Below are 21602 nucleotides of genomic sequence, written 5' to 3' on the forward strand. Positions count from 1 at the left end.
GAGCCGGACATCGGGGGCGGGAATGGGCTGGTCAGGTCACGGCCCACAGCGGCCTCCTCGGGGCCGCTGCCACCGGAACTAGTGCGGAGCCCTGAGCGCGCCGAAACCTCCCGCGAAGTACAGCAGCGGTCGGCCGTCCACGCGGTGCGCGCAATGGCGGACGTCACCCACGAAGATGGTGTGGTCGCCGCCGGGGAGTGCCTCGGCGACGTCGCAGACGACAGCCGCGATGGCGTCCTTCAACAACGGCACGCCGTGGTCGTCGAAGGTCTCGACGCCCGCGAACTTGTCCGGCTTGGAGACGGCGAAGTTCCGCGCCAGGGGTTCGCTGCCCTCGCCGAGGACGTTGACGGCGAAACGGCCGTGCTCCGCGATCGCGGTTCGCGTGTACAGGCGGTTGTCGATGCACACGAGCAGCTGCAGCGGGTCCAGGGACAGGGCGGACACGGCGCTCGCCGTCATGCCGATGGGCGTCGGTCCGGAGCAGGTGGTGATCACGCTGACACCTGTGGCGAGCCGGCTCATCGTGGCTCTGAAATCGGCTGCCATGTCAAGCATTTCAGTCATCGGAGGACCTCCGTGAATGTCGCGAACAGCGTCGGCCCGTTGCGCGGGACACTGGATGAACGCACCGTCCCGGTGGGTGCGCTGGCGGGCATATCGGTCGAGCAGGGCGAGAAGGCAGGGGCGGCTGCCCTATGACGTACGCGAGGTCGTCGCGCGTGTGGTGGACGGATCGCGCTGCGCCGAGCTCAAGGCACATCGAGCTCCTTCAGGACGGGCAGGTGGCCGACGAGGCGGCAGTGACGTTCACTCCGCGGGGAGGGGTTCCAGGACGAAGGTGTGGTGCAGCAGGGTGTACGGCACGTCGGTCAGCCCGCGGCAGGGCCCGGCGTCGGCCGCATACGTGGAGTAGGACTGGACCAGGGACTCCTTGACCCCGAACACCGGATCCGCGTCCAGGTACGGGTCGTCCGAAGGGAACAGCATGGTGGTCACGCGCTGGAATCCCGGGGCCTCGATCAGCAGGTGCACATGGGCGGGACGCATGAGCGACCTGCCGGTCGCGCTCATGAGTTCGCCGACCGGGCCATCACCGGGTATCGGGTAGCTGGACGGGCGAATGGAACGGAAACTGAAGCGTCCTGTCTCGTCGGTCCGGAACAACGCGCGCATGGCCGGGTCGACCCGGCCGGGCACGTCCACGTCGTAGTGGCCCTCCGCGTCGCTGTGCCAGACATCCACCGCGGCGCCGGACACCGGTGCTCCCTCACTGTTCACGACCCGCCCCTCGAAGAACAGCGGGGTACCGGGCAGGTCTCCGGAGATGTCGGCGGCGTCGCCGTACTGCGGCCGGTCCTCCCTGAAGAAGGGGCCCAGGACGCTGTTCTGCGTGGCTTCGGCGGGGCGTTGATTGCTCAGGGCGTCGACCAGCATGGTGACGCCCAGCACGTCGGACAGCAGGATGAATTCCTGGCGCGTCGGCGTGCACATGTGCCCGGTGCGCGTCAGGAAGTCCACTCCCCGGGCCCACTCGTCCTCCGTCAGTTCGACATCGCGGACGAAGGAGTGGAGATGCCGTACCAGTGATCCAAGGATCTCCGCGAGCCGGGAGTCCTTGGTGTCCCGCATGGTCGAGATCACGGCTTCGGTGATGGTGTCGCTGGTCAGATCACGCATGGCGCGCTCCTGTGGCGATTGAGTGTTCGATGACGGAGTTGGGCTGGAGATGTTCATTGCCAGATGACGTCGACGGCGGCTCCCCGGCCCAGGCGCGCGTCAGAAGGGCGCGGACAGCGGTCCCGTCCACTGGACGCGGATTCCAGTACCCGTCCCGCACGATGAGTTCAGCCTCCTGCTCGATCCCCGACTCCGGCATGCCGAGGTCCCGCAGTGCCCTGGGGGCGCCGAGCCGTCCGGCGAAGTCGAAGAGGCCACCCGCGGCGTCGTCCCCCGCCAGCGCCTGCACGATGCGCGCCATGGCCTCGGGGGCGGCCGGCCCGTTGTAGGCGACGACGTGCGGCAGGACGACTGCGTGGGTTTCGGCGTGCGGAAGCGCGAACGTGCCGCCCAGTACGTGGCACACCTTGTGATGCAGGGCCATGCCCACTGTGCCGAGGCACGTGCCCGCCAGCCAGGCCCCGTACAACGCGTCCGACCGCGCCTCGCCGTCGTCCGGACGCCGCGCGATGACCGGAAGCGATCGGGTGAGGGCATCGAGCGCCTCTCCTGCCATCAGGAAGGCGACCGGGTCCCGGTCCTGGGCGTACAGGGCCTCCACGGCGTGCGCCATCGCGTTGACGCCGCTGACCATCGATACCGCAACGGGAAGCGTGAGCGTCAGGTCGACGTCGTACACCACCGTCTTGAGCAGCACTTCCGGCAGCCGCCGGGTCGTCTTCCTGCGGCCCTCGGTCTCTCCGAGGATCGGCGTCATCTCCGCGCCGGCATAGGTGGTGGGCAGCGCCAGCTGCGGAAGACCGGTCCGAGCGGCGATCGCCTTGCCCAGGCAGATGGCCGAGCCGCCGCCGATGGCGAGGACGGAGTCCGACCTCACGGATCTGGCGTACGCGACGGCCTTCTCCGTGACCTCGACGGGGGTGTGCGGGACCGCTTCGCCGAAGGTTCCCGCTGCCGTGGCACCGAGCTGGTCGCCTATCTGCGCTGCCAGCTCCACCTGAGCAGGCGTGCACAGGACGAGCACCCGACGGCCTCCGAGAGCATCGACCTCTTCAGGGACACGGCTGCGTGTACCGCTGCCGAACGCCACCTTGGTGATCTGTCCCCGATGCACGAATGTCTTCATGAGAATGTCCTCGGTTCCCGCCACTCATCTGTTTATGAGAGAAAGCGTCGACACTTGGATGATGGGCGTCAATGGAATCCGCGAGCGATAAGAAGAAGCGGCATGGAAATACCTCGTTCATGTGACAGGCGCCGACACCAGGACTTGGGGCTCGAGACCGATATCACTCATCTGCGGGATGTCGGAGGACGGTCAGGCGCTGGACCGTGGGAACAGGCCCGGGCCGGCCGGCATACCGATTTGCCGGACATACCTGCGGCGCAACCGCCTCTGTAATGCCTGCAGACCTGCACAAATTGACGAGGGGGAGCGGGAAATACGGACAAGATGGTCGCCACGGCCGTGGAGGCGGTGCCGACGTCTCGGACGGTGCGTCGCTCGCGATCCGCCCGGCCGCCGGCAGCACCGCGGGGAAGTCGACAGCTCCAGTCCCTGACCATCTCCGGGGGAATAACCTATATAAGCGATGGATTCCGGTGGCGACGCTCGTAGAGTCGCGAAATAAGGCAGGCCCCAGCGGATCGCCACCCTCCCTGATGTCGCCGACCCATCGGTGACGGCGTTTCCGTGCGGCTGCGAGTCAGTAATTTGTCAGTGCCCCACGTCCCAGGACCCGAAGGTATCCATGTCTCTCGTCATCGACGCATTGGCCCAAAGCATTCTCTTCCGCGACGCACGCACCGCGAACGCCTTCACGGACGAACCCGTGACGGACGAACACGTGCGCGCCATCTACGATCTGGTGAAGTTCGCGCCCACCTCCATGAACCAGCAGCCGCTTCGTGTGGTCCTCATCCGGTCCCAGGGCGCCCGTGAGCGCCTGGTCCGGCATATGGCCGAGGGCAACCAGGCCAAGACCGCTGCCGCGCCGCTGACCGTGATCCTCGCGGCCGACTACGAGTTCCACCGGGAACTGCCCGCTCAGTTTCCACACTTTCCGCAGGCCAAGGACGTCGTCTTCGCCGAGCGCGAGGTTCGCGTCGAGTCCGCGCGATTCAACGCCGCCCTTCAGGTGGGGTACTTCATCCTGGGCGTTCGTGCCGCCGGTCTTGCGGCCGGTCCCATGACCGGATTCGATGCCGAGGGCATCAACAAGGAGTTCTTCCCCGACGGCGAGCATGGGGTCCTCGCCGTGGTGAACATCGGCAAGCCGGGCGAGCAAGCATGGCTTCCGCGGCTGCCTCGCCTCGAATATGACGAGGTGTTCACCACGGAGTGAATGCACCCTGTATTGTCCGGCCCGGCTTCGGCAGGCGTGCGGAGGCGGCCTTCAGGACGGCCTGAGGGCGACAAGACGTTGTGGGGTCCCGTGCCAGGTCGTTCAGGGCAGGCCGGCGCACCGATCCACATGCCGTCGTTGAGGGTGGCGATGGCGCCGAGGCTCGGGAGCTACCGGATGGCGAACGGGCGAGCCGTCGCGTATCTCGGCGCTCGAGGCTGTGTTCCCGTCCCGAATGGGTGCTTCTGCACGGCACGACGGCTCACCTGCAGCACCAGCGCGATGGAGCCGTCCGTCATGCCGGTGCACCGCTTCACGGCCGGAGCCTCGCGCAGGACACGGCCGTCTGACTGACGGCTGGCCCGGCAGCGGGCGGCGAGCTCGTACGCGACCTTCCAGCAGGTGGTCGCACGCTTGCCGTGCAGGAGGCCGGCAGCGCCGAGGACGAATGCTCCGGAGAGATGGACGCGGCCCGGTCGGCCCGGACCGCCGCCGTACGCGCGGCCTCGATCAGAACGCGGGGGACAGGCGTACGCGAGTGGAGGTCCGCGCCGGCCACCAGGAACGTGTCGGGAGCGGGCTGCGTGGCAGCGGTGGCGATCACGGTCCGGATCCCGATGGACGAGGAGACATCGGCGTCTCGTCGGTGACGTCAGCACGATCTTGTGGTCGGCGCAGAGCCGCTTCGCTTTCGCGATCATCTCTGCGGGGTCGGCGGCGTCCAGGAGTTTCACCCGTCACAGATGAGGAGCGCGCCCCGATGCGCGGCGGAGCCCACACCCCCGCTCCCCGCCTGTCCGGATCCGGGTGATTCATGGCCGGACCGAGGCGGCGCCGGACTCCGGTTGGTTGCAGTGTGGAAGACGGACGCACCGTCCATTCGAAGCACACTGATATCGGAAGGCACAGAGATCATGAGCGAGATCATCGCGGGTGTGGAGATCCCTGAAACGGCGGCAGTCGCCGAAGCCACCCGCCTCATGCAGGAGATGACCAGCCCCCTCATCTACCACCACTCCCGGCGCGTTTTCGTCTTCGGCGTCATTCATGCTCGCAGGCTCGGCCTGGAGCCCGACCCGGAGCTTCTCTACCTCTCCGCCATGTTTCACGACACCGGCCTCTTGACGCCGTTTTCCGAAGTGGAGCAGCGCTTCGAGGTAGACGGAGCCGACCACGCGCGCAAGTTCATGCTCGACCGCGGTTTCCCGGCCACGGCCGCCGACGTGGTGTGGACGGCGATCGCGCTGCACACGACCCCGGAAATTCCCGGGCGGATGGGCCCGGAGATCGCCATCACCAATTTCGGAGTTCTGACCGACGTGATCGGCTTCGGTCTCGACGAGCTGGATCGCAGCCAGGTGGACGAGATCACCGCCGTCCACCCGCGGGGCGACTTCAAGAACGAGTTCTTGCAGGCCTACTTCGACGGACTCAAGCACCGCCCGGAGACCACGAACGGAACCGTGAATTCGGATGTGCTGGAGCACTTCATTCCAGGCTTCCGTCGCACCACCACGGTCGAGCGCATGCTGGGCGCTCCCTGGCCGAGCTGATCAGGACGCCATAAAAGGCAACGTGATGAAACGTGTGAGTCGCCCTCGCGACGGGCGTCGTCTCGGGCGACGTGCGGCCTTCGCCATCCTGGTCTGCGCCAATGTGGTGATGATGGCCACGGCAAGCGCACCGTCACCGATCTACCCGCTGTACCGGGAGCGCTGGGGCCTGTCGGTCACGATGCTGACGGTGGTCTTCGCGGTGTACGTCGTCGGTCTGCTCGGCGCGCTGCTGACGGTCGGATCGCTGAGTGACCACCTGGGGCGCCGCCTCGTGCTGGCCGCCGCCCTTCTGGTGGCGGCGGCCAGCACGGCGATCTTCTGGACGGCCGAGGGTGTCGTCTCTCTCTTGATCGCCCGGGTGGTGCAGGGCATCGCCACGGGGACGGCCACGGGCGGTCTTGCCGCCGGACTGGTCGACCTCTCACCCGAGCGACGCCCGCATCTGGGGCCCACGATGACAGCGGTGGGCACGAGTATCGGCATGGCCACCGGTGCAGGAGGCGTGGGGTTGCTGGTTCAGTCGACTTCTCGTCCCGATGCGTATGTCTTTCCGGTTCTTACGCTGACCTTCGTCGTCCTGGCCGCTGTCATCCTCAGGATCCCTGAAACGCTCGCTCCGCGAGCGTTTCGGCTGGCGTCGTTGCGACCGAGAGTCCGGGTTCCTCGGGAGGCCCGGCCGACCTTCCTCGCCTCGGTTCCCGGCCTCGTCGCGGGGTGGGCCGTCACGGGTCTGTTCCTGGCGCTCACTCCGTCCCTGGTGAGTAATGTCCTGCATGTGCGGTCCGGCGCTGCGGGCGGGCTCAGCATCGCGGCGCTGTTTCTGGCCAACAGCGTGGGCGGGTTCTGGTCCGTTCGGCATAAGGCACGGCTCGCCACCTTGCTGGGGGCGGTTCTCCTGACTCTGGGTGCCTCAGGCCTGGCGGTGGCCATCGCTGTCGTGTCGCCGGCCGTATACGTGGGCGGATCGGTCGTCGCAGGGCTGGGCGTCGGCCTGACGTTCAACGGCAGCCTCCGCGCCATCAGCGCGGTCACCACGGCGAAGTCGCGGTCGGAGGTCTTCTCGGCCGTCTACGTGATCAGCTACGCGGCGTTGAGTCTTCCGTCCCTCGCGGCCGGGCTCGCGGCGCCCTCATGGGGACTGGAGACCACGGGCTACCTGTACGTCGGCTTCGTCGGGGCGCTGGCTTTGGCTGCGGCCCTCCACGCCGGGCGATCGCGCGTTCACGGGCCGACCGGAGACCCGATGCGGACGGGCTGGGAAAGCGGACCTCACAGCGAACGGACCCGCTGCTGAGCGTGCCGCAGCGAGTGGGGTTCGGGGTCGGGTTGCGCTAGGGATGGTGGCCCCCACCATGAAACACCGCCGTACGCCTACACCATCCCCAAAACAGCTTGATCACGACCTACGGCCGCCGTGTCAGAGCGAACTTCCTGAGATCGACTAACTACGCTTGCTCCGCGAGCTGGAGGAGGTTGCGATCCGTATGGGTGACGGGTACGGGCCCGGACGGTCCGAGCAGGAGGACCCGCTCGGAGTCGAATGGGAGACGCACCGGCCCGCGGTTTTCGGTGTGGCCTACCGGCTGCTGGGGAGTGTGGCCGATGCCGAGGATGTGACCCAGGACGTCTGGCTGCGAGCGGCCGGAGCGGATCTGCAGGACATCGATGATCTGCGGGCCTGGCTCGTGACGGTGGCCGCGCGACGGTCGTACGACATTCTCAGGAGTGCCCGTTTCCGTCGGGAGGCCTACGTCGGCCCGTGGCTGCCGGAGCCGTTGCTGACAGGGCCGGACGCGTCGCAGCCGGTACTCGTCGACGAGTCGGTCAGTTCGGCGATGCTCCTGATCATGGAAGAGCTGAGCCCGCCGGAGCGGGTCGCCTTCGTCCTGCACGATGTCTTCGGTCTTGAGTTCGGCCGGATCGCCGAAGTGCTGGATGTCTCCGGGCCGGGTGCCCGGCAGCTCGCCTCGCGGGCACGACGGCGGGTGGCCAAAGCGAAACAGTCCACGCCGCAGGCGTCGAAGGCGGAGCGCGAACGCGTCCTCGCGGTGTTCCGCGCCGCCTACGAGGCCGGGGACCTCGCCGGCCTGGTCAGACTCCTGCACCCGGACGCCGTCTACGTCACCGACGGCGGCGGCAAGGTCTCCGCGGCGCGCAAGCTCATCCACGGCGGCGAACGCGTCGCCGAAGTCATGGTGCGTACGGGGCGCCAGTGGCGTCCGGACCGCATCGACTTCGCCGAGGTCGGCGGCGAGCTGGCCCTCGTGTTCCACCGGGAAGGCCGGGTCTACTCCGTCGACACGGTCCAGATCACAAACGGTCTGATCACCGCGTACCGCAGGGTGATAAACCCCGACAAACTCGTGCGCGTCTGAGCTGTCACACCCGGAGGGGCTACCTCGTCTCCCTAATGAGAACGCAGAACGGGCGACGAAGGAATTTCGGCAACAGGTGAGATCGATCATGCAGAGCGGCATACATCCACCTGCAGCCGCCATGAGCCCTCGCGCGAGCGGGCTGCGCGCTCGAGTCGCCCCTCCCAGTAAGGACCTGTATGCAAGCCATCACTGTGCGAGACCGTGACGCCGGTCTTGGCGGGATGTCCTTGACGGACATGCCCTACCCCCATGCGGCCGAGAACGACGTCATCGTGCGGGTGCACGCCGCCGGCTTCACCCGTGGCGAGCTGGACTGGCCAGCCACGTGGACCGATCGCGCCGGCCACGACCGGACGCCGAGCGTGCCCGGGCACGAGCTGTCGGGTGTCGTCGTGGAGCTGGGGTACGGCACCACCGGCCTGAGCGTCGGACAGCGGGTGTTCGGCCTGACCGACTGGGCCCGCAACGGCAGCCTCGCCGAGTACACCGCGGTGGAGGCCCGCAACCTGGCCCCGCTGCCGGCCGACATCGACCACACCGTGGCAGCCGCGCTGCCGATCTCCGGGCTCACCGCCTGGCAGGGCCTGTTCGACCACGGCCGTCTCACCACGGGTCAGACCGTCCTGATCCATGGTGCCGCGGGCGGCGTCGGCTCGATCGCGGTACAGCTCGCCCGCGAGGCCGGCGCCCGCGTCATCGGCACCGGCCGGGCCTCCGACCGGGACAGGGCGCTCGCCCTGGGCGTCGACACCTTCATCGACCTGCAGACCGAGAAGCTGGAGGACGCCGGCGAGGCCGACGTCGTGTTCGACGTGATCGGCGGCGACATCCTCGACCGCTCGGCCGCCCTGGTCCGCCCCGGTGGCACGCTCGTCACCATCACCATGCCGCCCAAGGTCCAGCCCAAGGACGGACGGGCGGTCTTCTTCGTCGTCGAACCCGACCGCGCCCGGCTCACCGATCTCGCCGCGCGGCTGAGGGACGGCCGGCTCAAGCCGGCCGTCGGTGCCGTGCGGCCGCTCGCCGAAGCACCCTCCGCGTTCGCCCCCGGCAAGCACACCCCGGGCAAGACGATCATCCGCGTCACGGAAGACTGAATCAGGAGACTCATTGTGATCGGAATGCGAATCGCCGCCGGCCTCCTGGCTGCTGCCACGCTGGCCGCGGCCACGGCGTGCTCGACCTCGAACCAGCCCGCCCACGCCGAGGCGCAGGCGACGGTCGCGGCATCGACGGCCCCCGCCGAAACCCTCACACCGCTGCTTCAGCAGGCCCTTCCGAATGTGAAGGGCAAGACGTTCACCTCAGCCATCGTCGCCTTCCCGCCCGGCGCAAAAGCGCTGCCGCACCGGCACGGCCAGGCGTTCGTCTACGCCTACGTCCTCGAAGGCACCGTGCGCAGCCAGCTCGACGACAAGCCCGTGACCACCTACCACCAGGGCGAGAACTGGGTCGAGCAGCCGGGCGCCCACCACGTCCTCACCGAGAACACCAGCCGGACCAAGCCGGCCAAGCTCCTGGTCGTCTTCGTCTCCGACACCGGAGCCAAGCTCAAGGTCGACGACCCGAAGTCGTAGCCCCGGGGCACGCAGCGGGGCGGCAACACACTTCACGAGCTCCGCCCCTGCCAGACCACGCCCCACCCACCACCAAGACGTGCCCGAAGAGCGCGGCGCAGACCACACGAAGGAAACAAAGAACCATGACCGACCCTCAGCGCGTCAACATCGGCGAGCAGCACCCGGCCGCCTACAAGACCCTCATCGCCCTGTCGTCGGAGGTGGGAAAGGCCGCCACCGCAGCGGGCCTCGACCCGCTTCTGGTCGAGCTGCTGAGGATCCGCACCTCCCAGATCAACGGTTGCGCGTTCTGCCTGCGCATGCATACCCGCGACGCCCTCAAGAAGGGCGAAAACCCCGACCGGATCGCCGTGCTGCCCGCATGGGAAGAGACCGGCTACTTCACCGACACCGACCGCGCCGCCCTCCGCCTGACCGAGGCGATCACACGCGTGCCGGACGGACACGTCAGCGACGAGGCCTTCAACGCCGCCGCGGCCGTACTCACCGCAGACCAGGTCTCGGCAGTCGCCTGGCTGGCGACCGTGATGAACGCCTTCAACCGCGTCGCGATCACCAGCCGGTACCCCGTCGGCAGCTGACCTCGACGGCCCCACCGGTGGTGATGCAGGCTGCCGAAGCCTCCACCGTCGTGAAGGTGATGGTGGAATCAGCCGGGCACGGCCGGCTGTGGAGCGAGCACGCACTGCGCGTCGTCGCCGACACGAGTGGGGCCTTGGTGACCGCCTGCCCACCACCACCCGGAGCCGATGGTAAGTCGACGAACATCGGGCCTTCGTACGGCTGCTTCAAGCATCCGCGTGACTCGGGAGATGGCCTTCGGCTCTATGAGTGAGTGCCCGGGCAACCCTCGTTGCGAGACCGCGCCATCTGGACGCTGAAAGTCACTCAGTGACGGAGAGCAAACGAAGGTCAGCGTCCAACATGCGGATCAACTCACCGACCCGACCGCCACCACCCGGCGCGGCCGGGAAGCGTTTGAGCACGTCAACGACGGCCGGTGTTTGCACGATGCACCGTCTGCTTGAGGTGTTCGGCACCAACGCAGTGCGTCGCCTCGGCCGACGAGGCACGTCGAGCGGCCGGCTGCGGTGTCGACGCGCCCATCGTGCAGGCACCGGCCGTCGGCGGGCACTCGGCCACCCTCATCCCGCACGGCCGCCGGCGCCGCACTGTTCGCCCTCACCGGCGACCCGGCTGCCCGGCCGAGGACTTTGTGTCCACCGCCGTCCGTGATGCGGCCGAGCTTCTTGACGTCGATGTGGAGCAGTTCGCCGGGGTGGGCTCGTTCGTAGCGGCGTACGGGTTCGCCGTGGCCCGGTCGGTGGCGGCCAGGGCAGGCAGGCCGTGACGGCGCAGGATGCGGTGGGCGGTGGAGGCGGCGATGCCGCATCGGGCGGCCAGCCGCGCCGGTCCGATGCGGTGCTCACGGCGCAGGCGCACGACCTGCTCCTCGATGGCGGCCGGGGCACGGCCAGGCTGGTGGTGCGGGCGGCTGGAGCGGTCCTGGATCCCGGCGGCTCCTGAGTGCCGGTAGCGGTCTGCCCACCGGGAGGCGGTGGTATGGCTGACCTGAAAGCGTTCGGCGGCCCGCCGCAGCGGCCATCCGTCGTCGACGACACACCGGACCAGACGCAGCCTGCCGGCGCGGCCAGCGGGGCATTACGGTGGAACAACGAGGGCTTCCTGGGCATCGGTGCACCCTTCGCAATCCACACCGAACCCAGAGGCCCTCGCCTCGTTCAAGGACCGCGCGCTGCTCAGGAAACTCATGCGCTGCCTCGTCCGCAGAGGCTGCGCGATACCGAGGAGGGCGAAGCGGGGCGTCGATGCCCGGCTGGGCCCTCGCTTCGGTTCAGCCACCTGTCACTAGAGTGAGGAAGTACCGTCATGAAGCATGAGCCCACCCTCAACGGTCGCGTCGCGATCGTGACTGGCGCAGGCTCGGGGATCGGCCGAGCCACGGCGATCGCCATGGCCGAGGCGGGGGCCCGCGTCCTCGGTGTGGGCCGACGAGAGACAGCCCTGGAAGAGACCGCCGCCGTCAATTCCAACATCGCGACCCTCGCCGTCGACGTGCGCTCGAAGCAGGCTCCCGAGCTGATCATCGGCGCGGCGATCGACCGGTGGAAGCAACTGGACGTGCTGGTGAACAATGCGGGCGCAACCGCACGTGTCTCCCTCCAAGAGGTGACACGCGAGCGCATCACTGATCTGTTCGACCTCAACGTCGTCGCGCCCACCATGCTCGCCCAAGCGGCACTTCCCCATCTTCGCCACAGTCACGGCTTGATCATCAACATCTCCAGCACCTACGGCCACCGCCCGCAGCCGGGCGCCGCCCACTACGCGGCGTCCAAGGCCGCGCTGGAACAGCTGACACGTACCTGGGCGCTCGAACTGGCCAAGGACGGGGTCAGGGTGAACTCCATAGCGCCCGGCCCCACGGAGAGCGAGGCGCTGTCCATGAGCGGTCTCACAGAGGAGGACGTGACAAGGGTCAAGAAGGAGCAGGCCGCACAGATTCCTCTCGGCAGGCGAGGTGAGCCCGAGGAAGTGGCGTCCTGGATCGTTCACTTCGCCGATCCCACGTCGACCTGGCTCACGGGCCAGATCCTCACGATCGACGGCGGGCTGGAACTGGTCTGATCCGCATGCCCTGTCGGGGGTCGTGGGCCGGTTCTGCCCTGCGGCCATGCAACAGATGAGGGCCCCAGCCGCGCGACCGATGGACACCCTTGGGCGATGGGGGAGGGTGCGCAGACAATGCAGGACCTGGTGAGGTGTTGGACCGGCACCTGCACCACCTGTGGCGACCCCTTATCACCAGCGAACCAGATTTAGCACCTGACGAAGCACTACTAGCTCAACTGGACGGCGGGAGCGAGGACCACACACCGAACCACTGCTCGGCGCCGTACTCCTCGAACCGTTCCACCTCGGTGAATCCCAGCTCCGCCGCGAGGCGCATCGAGCGGTCGTTGGCGGTCTGCGCGCAGAGCACCACAGGCTCGCCAGGAAGCGCGCCGGCGAATCAGTCGAGTGCCGCTGCGCACGCCTCGGCGGCGTACCCGCGTCCCCACGCCTTTGGCAGGAACATGTAGGCGAGCTCCGCCTCCTCGGCATCCGGACGGACGTGACCCGGACGCTCTGCGTCGCGCCGATCGAGCGTGATCATGCCGATCATCGCTCCGTCGAGATCGATCACGAAGAAGCCAGGGCGCCGCCCGGGCACCTCAGGCGCCGTGCGCTCGAGCTCATCACTCGGTCGAGGGCCACCGATGTAGGTGCCCACCTCTGGCGAGGCGAACAGCTCGATGAACGCCGCACGGTCCCGGGCCTTGGACTCTCGGAGCACGAGCCGCTCGGTCCTGATCGGAGCAGGTGGCCAGGCGACGGGTCCAAGCTCAGTCATGGCGGGCAACCTATCGCACGCCCGTGAGAGTGGTCCGAAGGAGAAGGCCTAATGGCCGCTCGTCCAAGGTGCGTTGGTACGTGCTTGAAGTGAGTGGGCAGGGTGGGGAGCCAAGAGCAGGTCTTGATCACCTGCGGATAGGCTCGGGTCATGACCGGTGACTGGAGGATGGACCGGATCGGGGCTGCTCTGCGGGGCGAGAATCCGACCGTGATGCGGCGGCTTGAGTCTGGCTTCGCGGTTATCGGCGACGTTCAGTTCCTGCCCGGGTACTCAGTTCTCCTTGCGGACGAGCCGGGTGTTCAACGGCTGTCTGACCTGCCGAGGGCCAAGCGGCTGTCGTTTCTGTCCGACATGGACCAGCTCGGAGAAGCGGTTGAGCGGGCCAGCCGGCGACTGGACCGCGATTTCCGCCGCGTCAACTTGGAAATTCTCGGCAACACAGACCCGTTCCTGCATGCCCATGTCTGGCCGCGGTTCGAGTGGGAGCCGGCCGAGCTGGTGGGTAAGCCGGTGTGGCTGTATCCGCGTGACCGGTGGAGTGACGAGCGGTTCCGGCTCGGCCCGCAGCACGATGGGCTGCGGGCGGCAATCGGCAGCGAACTGGACCGGTTGCGTTCGATGGCCTGACGCTGTGGGCCCGCCGGCCGTGAGTTGGCGGGCCCGGTGATCAGTGACTGTCAGTGGACCTCACGGAGTCCTTCGCAGCGGAGGTCCGATGGCCGATGACGTGCTTCCGATGGGGTCGGATTGCGGAGTTCGCCCGTTGCGCCGGCATGGCCTGCGGCATTCTCGGGCCGTGATGCGGCAGCGTCGCCGCTCAGGGACGGTGCCGGGCCGCCCTGGGGTGGGGCAAAACGAGCCGCGGTCGTCCACGGGATGAAAGGGGAGGAGAACGGTGCGATGACGCACGGAAGAGTTCGGTGAGTCCCACGAGGGCATTGCGGGAGCGGTCCTCGCCGACGGCAGTGAACCAAATCCGGTGTACCTGGACATCGGCAGCGGTACTGCGGGGCGCACAACGAGCGAGTGGTGAGCGTACGACGGAACGATGCGCCGGCCGAAGGCAGCCGCCGTCCGGGGCTCATGCTCGTGCGGATGGCGCGGCCATAGCTACCCGATCGACTGGGACACGGTGAAACACGACCGCCTGGACGAGCTGGACTTCAGCGGCCCGTACGACGACTGGTGCGAGCACATCCGTGCCGTCGAACATCAGACTATGCCGCTGCCAGCCGAACTCACCCAGCTCATGGACCAGTTGGAGGAGCAGCTGACCGCGCTCGCCGAGCAGGCACCGGCGGCCGCGCTGAAGGCGGTCGGGAGGCCGCCTACGCGGCGGAGGCCGAAGAGTTGTCGCCCGAGACGATCGGCAAGGCCCTCGGAATCAGCGCCGGCAAAGCACGCTCCCGCATGACCCACTACCTCCCACGCCCTTGACCCCTGTGCGACGTGACGGGTCGGTTGGTTGGCCAGAGTCCATGACGGCTCGCCGGCCCAGACGGCCGCCAAGCCGCATCCGCCGTACGCGGCGATCGTCGGCCTCCTGTGACCGCTCGCCTTTGCGCAGGCACCTTCAACCGGAAAATGTTCCGCGACCCGTATGTGTGGAGGGACGGCGACCGCTGGCGGATGCTGGTCGGCGCGGCCCTGGCGGACGGGCGCGGAGCAGCGCTGGAGTACACCTCCGACGACCTCGAGGACTGGTCGTACGAGGGCGTCTTCCTGACTCGCTCGCCCCACCCGCTTCCTGGTGGCCGCAACACCGGGGAAGGCTGGGAGTGCGCCCAGTACGCTGCCTTCCCAGACGGCACCGGTGCGGTTCTCGCCAGCGCCTGGGATCCGGTGGAGGGGACGAGCTGCGCGATTTACTGGCCGGGCCGCGAACAGGACGGCGAGTTCCAAGCTGCGGCGACACCCCGGCTCCTCGGCCACGGGCCCGACTTCTACGCCCCCGCCCTGCTCCGCGCCCCCGACGGGCGCTGGCTGATGTGGGCCTGGACCTGGGAGGCCCGGGACGAGGAACGCGTCAGTGCCCCCAGCGCCTGGACCGACGAGGTCGGCTGGGCCGGAATGCTCTCCCTGCCCCGCGAACTGACCCCCGGCCCGGACGGCGAGCTGATCCAACGGCCCGCTCGCGAACTCCTCGCCCTGCGCGGCGAACGACGGATCGCCGCAGCAGGAAAGGCGAGCGCCGAGCAGCCGACGGACCTCGGCGAGGTGACCCGGGCCACCGATCTGACCGTGTTCCTGGAGCGCGACGGACGTCTCCGGCTGCTCACCTCACCGGACGGGACCGAGTACCTCGACATCGTCCACCACCTGGTCACCGGCGAACTGGTCGTCGACCGCGACCATGCCTCCCTCGACCCCCGAGCGAAGGGCGGCAGCTGGCGCCTTCCGGCAGAGGGGCCCACCGCGACGCTGCGGATCCTGCTGGACCACTCGGTCGCAGAGATCTTCACTGCCTCCGGCTGCGCCCTCACCCTACGCTTCTATCCCGTCGGCGACGGGCCTTGGCACGTGCAGACGGGCGCCATGGGGGTCGGCTCCGCCGCTTACACGGTCGGAGCCTGGGACCCGAGCAAGGGCCCGGCCGCCGGCTGTTGACCCTGCCACGGGTGCCCCGCCGAGATCGATTTACCTCGGCGGGGCGTCTCGTGTGTGGCCCATTGACGTAGGCGCGCCGTAACCGCCGTCCGCGCGCAGCTGATGAGCGGCAAGGCCGTGAAGCCCTGTTCACGGACGCGGAGTGGGCCCAAGTCCACGAAGTGATTGTCAAGAGTTGTGGATCACGTGGGTCCTGATCGGGTAGCTGGAGACTTCAGCCGCGACGCACCCGTGAAGACGACCAGAGCGACTGTTGCTGCACCTGCTGTCGCCAATGCACCTGCCGTGATCTGGTCCAAATGTGGCCGTGCCAGATCAGCCAGAATGAAGGCGACGGCCGAGCCCACGCAGGCAGCTGCAGCACCCGCGGCCCAGTACCGGTGCCGGTACCAGAACCAGTTGACCAAGAGCAACACGACCGGGACGGCGAGAGGCAACATCGATTCGTCGAGGAGGCTGAGAATGCCCCACGCCACCCCGCAGACAACCCAGCTGAGCACGATGACCTGAGCGGCTTCGCGCCAAGGAACTCCTCGCCATTCTCCCATCGAGCCCCCTCGGCTTCCCGCACTCTGTGTCTCCAGGTGAATAGGAGCACATGGTGTCGAGCCGCCGTCAAGGCCAGGTTGATCAATTGGGCATCGCTCCCGTCGCTCTGAGGTGCGGCTCTCCTGCCTTGGTCCTGGTCGTCGCCTCGGCGCCCTCCGCTGTCGGGCCTCCATCCGTGGGTGGAGACCTCTCCATCAACCCGTGGGTGGTGGTGATCCGTTTCCCGATCCGAGCAGTCTTGAGGCATGGGTTCACTTCACTCGGCACTTGTTGCTCTCACAGGCGTCTGCATCCTGATCTTCGTCGTGGCCTGGATCGCGGGTGCTGTCTACTTCGGTGTGAAGAGCCCGGCGGGGCTGCGCGGCTGGGCGCGTGGACTGCGGCGCACGTTGCCCCGCCGGGTCCTGCTCATCACAGGCGCCTACGTGTTCTCCTCTCTGGTCAGGCGCTCTGAAGGTTTCTGGCGCCATCTTCAGTACTGGCAATCCGAGCTCGCGCTCCTGGGCGGCCTGCTTGCCGTCGCGTCCACCGCTTTGCTGCTGTGGGCCCGCTGGGTTCTGGGCACCATGTGGTCCAGCGTCCCGATGGTCCGGGAGCAACACGAGCTGCGTACGGATGGCCCCTACCGGCTGGTCCGCCATCCCATCTACACCGGCTTGCTCGGCCTGATCGTCGGCGCCATGCTGGCCTGCGGCTTCGGCGTCTGGATTGCCGTCCTGATCGTCGCCGTCCCGTGGTTGCTGCGCCGGGTCAGGACCGAGGATGGCCTTATGGGCAGTCAGTTCGGAGCGTCCTACGACGCCTACCGTGCTCGCGTCCCGGCGCTGATCCCGGGGACGCGTTTCGCCCGGGGCGTCCAGCGGCCATGGCAACGCGAGTAGAAGAAGCCCAGGACCGCACTCATGATCAGTCCTACGCTGAGGTGGGGGGCGGATGGGCCCGCCATACCCCGCGTGTGACGATCACAGGCGCCGACGGTCCGCTACCGGATCCAAGCGCGCCGTGGGGGAGAAGGAGAACAAGACCGGCATCACCACGTTCGTGATGCGCGGCAAGGAGTACGTGGTGGCGCTGCGGGCGCGGGAGGACCTGCTGGTGCCGCACACGCTGCCTGGCCGACGAGGTCCGCCACCCGCATGGACACCGCCCGGCAGTTGATCCGGCTCATCGTTTCAGGCGGTTTGCCAGCGCGAGAGCATCTTCCGTCTTGGGGTGGGTCCTGCCGAGTTGGGTGTGCAGGATATGCGCGCCCCGGCGTGCGAGGTTCACTGCGGAGGGATCATCCAATGCGTGCAGGGCTCGGGCCTTGAGGAGCAGGGCATAGCCGATGTAGAGGTGGTCCGGCGGGTAGTGGGCCTCGCGGATCCGTAGCGCCCGTGAGATGGGTGGCAGGGCTGTGGCGGGGTCGCCGAGGTCCAGGTGGACGGTTGCCAGGGCGATCAGGTCGAAGCTGACGTAGGGGTCGTCGGGCCCGTATGCGGCCTCGTCGATCTGCAGTGCCCGCTCGGTAAGCGGCAGCGCCGCCCGGTGCTCGCCGAGAAGGGACAGCGTCCGCGCGAGTGTCGCCAGGTCCGTCGCGATGGCGGGGCTTCCGGCTGGCAGGCAGGACTCGTGCCGGTGTAGCGCACGCTCCGCGAGCGGGCGGGCCGTCTGCGGCGCGCCGAGGTCCCGGTGGATCTGCGCCAAAGTGATCAGGTCGAAGCCAACCTCTGCGTCCCGGCCCTCAAGCGCTTCGTCGAGCGCGAGGGCGCGTTCGCACAGCGGCAGAGCCACTCTGTGGTCGCCGATCTGCAAGAGGAACTGCGAGGCCAGCCGGAGCAGTAGCGCCGTCTCCGCGGCGCACTGGGCCGGTGGGTCGTCCTTGGTCACGGCCAGCACGTGCGGGAGCAGCCTGTGCCAGCGCGGCCGTGCGTCCGGATCACCGTGGATGTCGTGCGGCACGGCCGTCAGCAGTGCACGGCACAGTGTGGCCCGGGCTGTCGCAAGCAGGTCTTCGGGCATCGTGGCTCGGATCGCTGCCTGGACCAGCCGGTGCAGCACCAAGGAGGTGTCTTCGCGCCTTGCGAGGCCCAGGCCGGCCAGGGTGCCGACCGTCGTGTCCCAAACCAGCGGGTCGGCCGCCGCCGTGATCGGCGGTTCCGGGCTGCCTGTGAACAGGTCCAGCGGGATCGGGTCCGGGGCCAGCAGGGCGCACAGTTCCAGCAGCGGCACCGCCTGCGGTTGCTCCCGCTGGAGTTTGCGCACGCTGAGCTGCCACAGGGTCGCGACGACCACCGCCGGCCGGTCGGCCAGTTCGCCCCGCGCGATCATTTCCTCCAGCCGCGACGTCAGCAGGGCCAGGTACTCGTCGGGCGGCGTCTGGTTGTAACCCATGTAGCCGGCCGCCTGCTCCAACGCGAGCGGCAGGTCCCCCAGTTGCTCCGCGATCCGGTCCGCCGTCTGTGCGGTCGTACCGGGCACCCGCCGGACCAGCAGTTCCACAGACTCCTCCCTGGTGAACACCTGCAGGTCCATCACGTCAGCCGTGCCTGACCATCCGCTCACCCTGGTCGTGACGACGACGTGGCCGTTCCTCGCCAGGTCCGCCGATGGCAGCGTGTGCACGAGCGTGCTCGGCTTCTCCGCGTTGTCGAAGATGATCAGCCAGGGCCTGCGATCCTGCAACGTGGCGTACACACCCGAAACGACCTGTTCCGAGCCGACCTCCACCAGTCCCAGTTCCCTGGCCAGCGATGCGAATTGCGATGCCACCAGGTCGGGGTCCTCTGCGTCGACGAAGGCGACGAACCGGTACTTCGACAGGTAGCGGTACGCGTACTCGACAGCGAACTGTGTCTTGCCCACGCCGCCCAGCCCATGCACGACCTGTATCGCGACGTCGCCCGCCGAGGTGAGGCGCCGCCGCAGCTCACGCAGGGTCGCGTCGCGGCCGGTGAAGTGGGTGTTGCGCGGCGGCAGCCGGTACGTCGCGGCCGTGGCAGGGCGCGGTGTGCGGTCACCGCGCCGCTCCGGCCGCAGTTCGGCCAGTGCGAGGGGGATCAGGAGCAGTAGCACCGCCCAGGGGTGGACGCGCACGAAGTCGAGCGGCCCGGGCCAGCGACTCTGCCCGGAGGCGGCGTTGAAGGCGAGACTGCCGACGAACAGCACGAGCAAACCGGCCACCGTGCCGACCAGCCTGCGCAACATGACTCCCTCTCCGGTCGCGACGACGACGGGCCACGCGATCGTAGCCGAGAAGTCGGCCCGACGTAGGGGTGATTGGCTGACGCAAGTGCACGCCGATGGCGCTGCGCGCGGCCGCGTGAAGGCTCGTCCGTGCGACGCCGCGGACGCGGCGGCGGGGCTCCGACAAGTGGTATCACGCGCACACGGGGCTCGGAACCTCCGTGGGGCGGGCCCCGGTACCGGCCATGCGAGCCAGCCGGTAACCGCCAACCCTGCCGCTGCGCACTCCACCCTGCGGCCCGGCGCAGCGGGCTCACAGTTCCGGCGGTGTTCCGCAACCAGGATGGAAGCAGCCGCTGCATCGAAAGCGGCCGCGTCTACCGTGGACGCGTCGGCCTGTCCTGGCGCCTTACTGTCCATGCTGCTGGGGTCCACACGAGCGCGGGCCGACTCGTGCCTCTTGCCGGCCGGGCACTAGGCTGACCGCTGCGCTCGTCCTGCGGAAGCCGCAGGCAGGAGCCATGAAACCCGGGTCGACCAAGCTCCGCATCCGGGGCAGGCGGGGCCGGCCGGGGTGGATTGCGCGTCCACGCGGACTGTCTCGGTATCGTCCACCGACTGCACCACGACGTGCCGGATCGACGGGAACAGCAGCTCCTTCAGCCCGAGCACGAATTCTTCCAAGGCCCCCGAACTGTCCGCTCAACGGCCGTGATCCTGGAACATTGTCGAGCGTCTTCAGGTGCCGCGTTGAGACGCTCAGCCATCTCTCACAGTTACCGTGTCACAGAAGTTGAGCCCGAACGCGAGTTTGCGCGGCGCGGGTCTCGCGTGTGACTCCGCTTGAGGTCCGAGGTGCGACGGTGCCTGAGGGGCGCCTGGGGTGTGGATCGGCAGCAACGGTCTGCGACGGGCTCAAGGGGCTGCCCGAGGCGGTGGAGATGGTCTGGCCCCGCACGATCGTGCAGACCTGCGTGGTCCACCTACTGCGGAACTCCTTCCGCTATGCCGCCCGCCAGGACCGGGAGACAAGATCGCGTGGCTCCTCGAGCCTGTCTACACCGCTCCGACCGAAGAGGCCGCCCTGGAGCGATTCGCCGAGTTCGCCGACGCCTGGGCCAGGAAGTATCCGGCGATCGTCCGCCGACGTGATCCGACGCGAGCACCCGGACGTCGTGCTGTCTCCTGCGGCGGCTGTATCTGTGTCATACGGAGAATCTCTCGGTGCTGTCGGGAGGCGGACCATCCGGCAGGCTTCGGTAACGCCCCCGCCGACCGGCCGGGACCGCCCCGCCGACCGGCGGAACGGCATCGCGTCGGCCGGTCGGCGGGGGCGGACGGCAAACTGCCCTACTTGACGACGGCGTTGGCCACCACGACCGCAAGCCCGAGCAACGCGTCCACCGTGCCGACCTTCAAGGCGGAGCTCCACGTGCGACCGGCAGCGCCCCGGACCGTCCTCGCCCGCGAACGCGCCCAACTGGCCCGGGAGATGCACGACGTCGTCTCCCACCAGGTCAGCCTCATCGCCGTACAGGCCGGAGCCCTGCAGGTCGCCGCCAAGGACCCCGACGCCCGCGACGCCGCCCGCACCATCCGCACCCTGAGCGTGAACACCCTCGACGAACTCTGCCACATGGTCACCCTGCTGCGCGCCTCCGACGGCAAGGAAACCGACCTCACCCCCCAACCCACCCTCGCCGACCTCCAGCAGCTGATCGCCAACAGCGGCATCAAGGTGACCCTGACCGGCGGGCTCCCGCCCGGCATCAGCACAACCGCCCAACGCACCGTCTACCGCACGGTCCAGGAAGCCCTCACCAACGTACGCAGGCATGCCCCCGGCGCCCTTGCCGAGGTGCGCCTGTGGCACGACGCGCAGCACTTCGGCGTCACCGTCACCAACACCGCCCCCACCCGCTCCTCCGTCGCCCTGCCCAGCGCCCGGCACGGCCTCATCGGCCTGAAAGAACGCGCCGAACTGCTCGACGGCACCCTCACAGCCGAGCCCACCCCACAGGGCGGATACAAGACCGAACTACGGGCCCCCACCCGGCCCTCCTGAGCACAACCCGCCCGATGCTCGCGGATGCCTCGTCTGCCTCAGCATGCCGAACGGGACAGGGAACGACCTGGTCGGACGAGACCACGCACGCGATCCATGAATCCCAGACCCTGAGGATCGAGCGTGTTCACGAAGCAGACCCCGTGAGACGGCATGGACTGCGGCCGCGTACGAAAACCCGGTTTCGGATCGCATGTGGCACGTCACCGCGATCGGCGCCACCCTCGCCCGGCATCGCCCTTTCGATACGTGGACATGA

Annotated in this window: 17 protein-coding genes and 4 pseudogenes; 15 read left to right on the forward strand and 6 right to left on the reverse strand. The window is 68.4% G+C overall.

The features are described from left to right. Positions 1-78 precede the first annotated feature (78 nt). The 3 genes from N8I84_RS40625 to N8I84_RS40635 form a co-directional block, all read right to left on the reverse strand. Entirely contained in the window at positions 79-567 is a 489-nt protein-coding gene (locus tag N8I84_RS40625) for a flavin reductase family protein (RefSeq protein WP_263234530.1), read from the reverse strand. A gap of 243 nt (positions 568-810) precedes the next feature. Continuing rightward, positions 811-1680, reverse strand: coding sequence for a dioxygenase family protein (locus tag N8I84_RS40630; RefSeq protein WP_263234531.1), 870 nt, complete (start codon positions 1678-1680; stop codon positions 811-813). Then, positions 1673-2806 carry a maleylacetate reductase gene (locus N8I84_RS40635; protein ID WP_263234532.1) on the reverse strand — a complete coding sequence of 378 codons (1134 nt, stop codon included), beginning with the start codon at positions 2804-2806 and terminating at the stop codon, positions 1673-1675. The genes N8I84_RS40630 and N8I84_RS40635 overlap by 8 nt, the downstream gene beginning before the upstream one ends. Positions 2807-3431: 625 nt before the next feature. Between N8I84_RS40635 and N8I84_RS40640 the strand changes: the two genes are divergently transcribed. From N8I84_RS40640 to N8I84_RS40670, 7 genes are all read left to right on the forward strand, one after another. Beyond that, positions 3432-4025: a malonic semialdehyde reductase gene (locus tag N8I84_RS40640; protein ID WP_263234533.1), complete on the forward strand. Its 594-nt coding sequence runs from the start codon at positions 3432-3434 to the stop codon at positions 4023-4025. A gap of 914 nt (positions 4026-4939) precedes the next feature. Then, positions 4940-5578, forward strand: coding sequence for an HD domain-containing protein (locus tag N8I84_RS40645; RefSeq protein WP_263234534.1), 639 nt, complete (start codon positions 4940-4942; stop codon positions 5576-5578). Positions 5579-5603: 25 nt separating this feature from the next. Further along, on the forward strand, positions 5604-6875 hold the full coding sequence (locus N8I84_RS40650) for an MFS transporter (protein WP_263235044.1): 1272 nt from the start codon (positions 5604-5606) through the stop codon (positions 6873-6875). A gap of 190 nt (positions 6876-7065) precedes the next feature. After that, positions 7066-7956 carry an RNA polymerase sigma factor SigJ gene (gene sigJ / locus N8I84_RS40655; RefSeq protein WP_263234535.1) on the forward strand — a complete coding sequence of 297 codons (891 nt, stop codon included), beginning with the start codon at positions 7066-7068 and terminating at the stop codon, positions 7954-7956. Positions 7957-8135: 179 nt separating this feature from the next. Then, positions 8136-9056, forward strand: coding sequence for an NADP-dependent oxidoreductase (locus N8I84_RS40660; RefSeq protein WP_263234536.1), 921 nt, complete (start codon positions 8136-8138; stop codon positions 9054-9056). Between the two features lie 24 nt (positions 9057-9080). After that, a complete protein-coding gene (locus N8I84_RS40665) occupies positions 9081-9536 on the forward strand; it encodes a cupin domain-containing protein (protein WP_263235045.1) in 456 nt (151 codons plus the stop codon). 125 nt (positions 9537-9661) lie between these two features. Further along, positions 9662-10120, forward strand: a complete 459-nt coding sequence (locus N8I84_RS40670; RefSeq protein ID WP_263234537.1) for a carboxymuconolactone decarboxylase family protein — start codon at positions 9662-9664, stop codon at positions 10118-10120. 611 nt (positions 10121-10731) lie between these two features. On the opposite strand, the pseudogene N8I84_RS40675 reads toward N8I84_RS40670, so the two are convergent. Beyond that, a pseudogene (locus tag N8I84_RS40675) lies at positions 10732-11215 on the reverse strand (helix-turn-helix domain-containing protein); the annotation flags it as partial. Positions 11216-11429: 214 nt separating this feature from the next. Between N8I84_RS40675 and N8I84_RS40680 the strand changes: the two are divergent. Further along, on the forward strand, positions 11430-12188 hold the full coding sequence (locus tag N8I84_RS40680) for an SDR family NAD(P)-dependent oxidoreductase (protein WP_263234538.1): 759 nt from the start codon (positions 11430-11432) through the stop codon (positions 12186-12188). 217 nt (positions 12189-12405) lie between these two features. On the opposite strand, the pseudogene N8I84_RS40685 reads toward N8I84_RS40680, so the two are convergent. Further along, positions 12406-12954 (reverse strand): annotated as a pseudogene (locus tag N8I84_RS40685) (GNAT family N-acetyltransferase). Between the two features lie 150 nt (positions 12955-13104). Here N8I84_RS40685 and N8I84_RS40690 point away from each other — a divergent pair. The 5 genes from N8I84_RS40690 (at position 13105) to N8I84_RS40710 (ending at position 17271) form a co-directional block, all read left to right on the forward strand. Further along, complete coding sequence (locus N8I84_RS40690; RefSeq protein ID WP_263234539.1) at positions 13105-13584, forward strand: HIT family protein; 480 nt, start codon at positions 13105-13107, stop codon at positions 13582-13584. A gap of 421 nt (positions 13585-14005) precedes the next feature. Next, complete coding sequence (locus N8I84_RS40695) at positions 14006-14371, forward strand: hypothetical protein (protein WP_313884332.1); 366 nt, start codon at positions 14006-14008, stop codon at positions 14369-14371. Between the two features lie 170 nt (positions 14372-14541). Then, positions 14542-15564 carry a glycoside hydrolase family 32 protein gene (locus tag N8I84_RS40700; protein ID WP_390899003.1) on the forward strand — a complete coding sequence of 341 codons (1023 nt, stop codon included), beginning with the start codon at positions 14542-14544 and terminating at the stop codon, positions 15562-15564. A 794-nt stretch (positions 15565-16358) separates the two neighbouring features. Continuing rightward, positions 16359-16994 carry a methyltransferase family protein gene (locus N8I84_RS40705; protein ID WP_263234541.1) on the forward strand — a complete coding sequence of 212 codons (636 nt, stop codon included), beginning with the start codon at positions 16359-16361 and terminating at the stop codon, positions 16992-16994. A gap of 121 nt (positions 16995-17115) precedes the next feature. Next, positions 17116-17271, forward strand: coding sequence for a hypothetical protein (locus N8I84_RS40710; RefSeq protein ID WP_263234542.1), 156 nt, complete (start codon positions 17116-17118; stop codon positions 17269-17271). A gap of 6 nt (positions 17272-17277) precedes the next feature. On the opposite strand, the gene fxsT is transcribed toward N8I84_RS40710, so the two are convergent. Then, positions 17278-19299, reverse strand: coding sequence for an FxSxx-COOH system tetratricopeptide repeat protein (gene fxsT / locus N8I84_RS40715; RefSeq protein WP_263234543.1), 2022 nt, complete (start codon positions 19297-19299; stop codon positions 17278-17280). 881 nt (positions 19300-20180) lie between these two features. On the opposite strand from fxsT, the pseudogene N8I84_RS40720 reads away from it, so the two are divergent. Next, positions 20181-20422: pseudogene (locus tag N8I84_RS40720) on the forward strand (transposase); the annotation flags it as partial. Positions 20423-20728: 306 nt separating this feature from the next. Continuing rightward, positions 20729-21343, forward strand: a pseudogene (locus N8I84_RS40725) (sensor histidine kinase); the annotation flags it as partial. Between the last annotated feature and the right edge of the window lie 259 nt (positions 21344-21602).

It is taken from the genome of Streptomyces cynarae, from assembly GCF_025642135.1.
GTDB lineage: Bacteria > Actinomycetota > Actinomycetes > Streptomycetales > Streptomycetaceae > Streptomyces > Streptomyces cynarae.

Coding starts and splice junctions, on each gene's coding strand:
- N8I84_RS40625 (WP_263234530.1), bottom strand. CDS start 567: ATGACTGAAATGCTTGACATGGCAGCCGATTTCAGAGCCACGATGAGC.
- N8I84_RS40630 (WP_263234531.1), bottom strand. CDS start 1,680: ATGCGTGATCTGACCAGCGACACCATCACCGAAGCCGTGATCTCGACC.
- N8I84_RS40635 (WP_263234532.1), bottom strand. CDS start 2,806: ATGAAGACATTCGTGCATCGGGGACAGATCACCAAGGTGGCGTTCGGC.
- N8I84_RS40640 (WP_263234533.1), top strand. CDS start 3,432: ATGTCTCTCGTCATCGACGCATTGGCCCAAAGCATTCTCTTCCGCGAC.
- N8I84_RS40645 (WP_263234534.1), top strand. CDS start 4,940: ATGAGCGAGATCATCGCGGGTGTGGAGATCCCTGAAACGGCGGCAGTC.
- N8I84_RS40650 (WP_263235044.1), top strand. CDS start 5,604: ATGAAACGTGTGAGTCGCCCTCGCGACGGGCGTCGTCTCGGGCGACGT.
- sigJ (WP_263234535.1), top strand. CDS start 7,066: ATGGGTGACGGGTACGGGCCCGGACGGTCCGAGCAGGAGGACCCGCTC.
- N8I84_RS40660 (WP_263234536.1), top strand. CDS start 8,136: ATGCAAGCCATCACTGTGCGAGACCGTGACGCCGGTCTTGGCGGGATG.
- N8I84_RS40665 (WP_263235045.1), top strand. CDS start 9,081: ATGCGAATCGCCGCCGGCCTCCTGGCTGCTGCCACGCTGGCCGCGGCC.
- N8I84_RS40670 (WP_263234537.1), top strand. CDS start 9,662: ATGACCGACCCTCAGCGCGTCAACATCGGCGAGCAGCACCCGGCCGCC.
- N8I84_RS40680 (WP_263234538.1), top strand. CDS start 11,430: ATGAAGCATGAGCCCACCCTCAACGGTCGCGTCGCGATCGTGACTGGC.
- N8I84_RS40690 (WP_263234539.1), top strand. CDS start 13,105: ATGACCGGTGACTGGAGGATGGACCGGATCGGGGCTGCTCTGCGGGGC.
- N8I84_RS40695 (WP_313884332.1), top strand. CDS start 14,006: ATGCGCCGGCCGAAGGCAGCCGCCGTCCGGGGCTCATGCTCGTGCGGA.
- N8I84_RS40700 (WP_390899003.1), top strand. CDS start 14,542: ATGTTCCGCGACCCGTATGTGTGGAGGGACGGCGACCGCTGGCGGATG.
- N8I84_RS40705 (WP_263234541.1), top strand. CDS start 16,359: ATGGGTTCACTTCACTCGGCACTTGTTGCTCTCACAGGCGTCTGCATC.
- fxsT (WP_263234543.1), bottom strand. CDS start 19,299: ATGTTGCGCAGGCTGGTCGGCACGGTGGCCGGTTTGCTCGTGCTGTTC.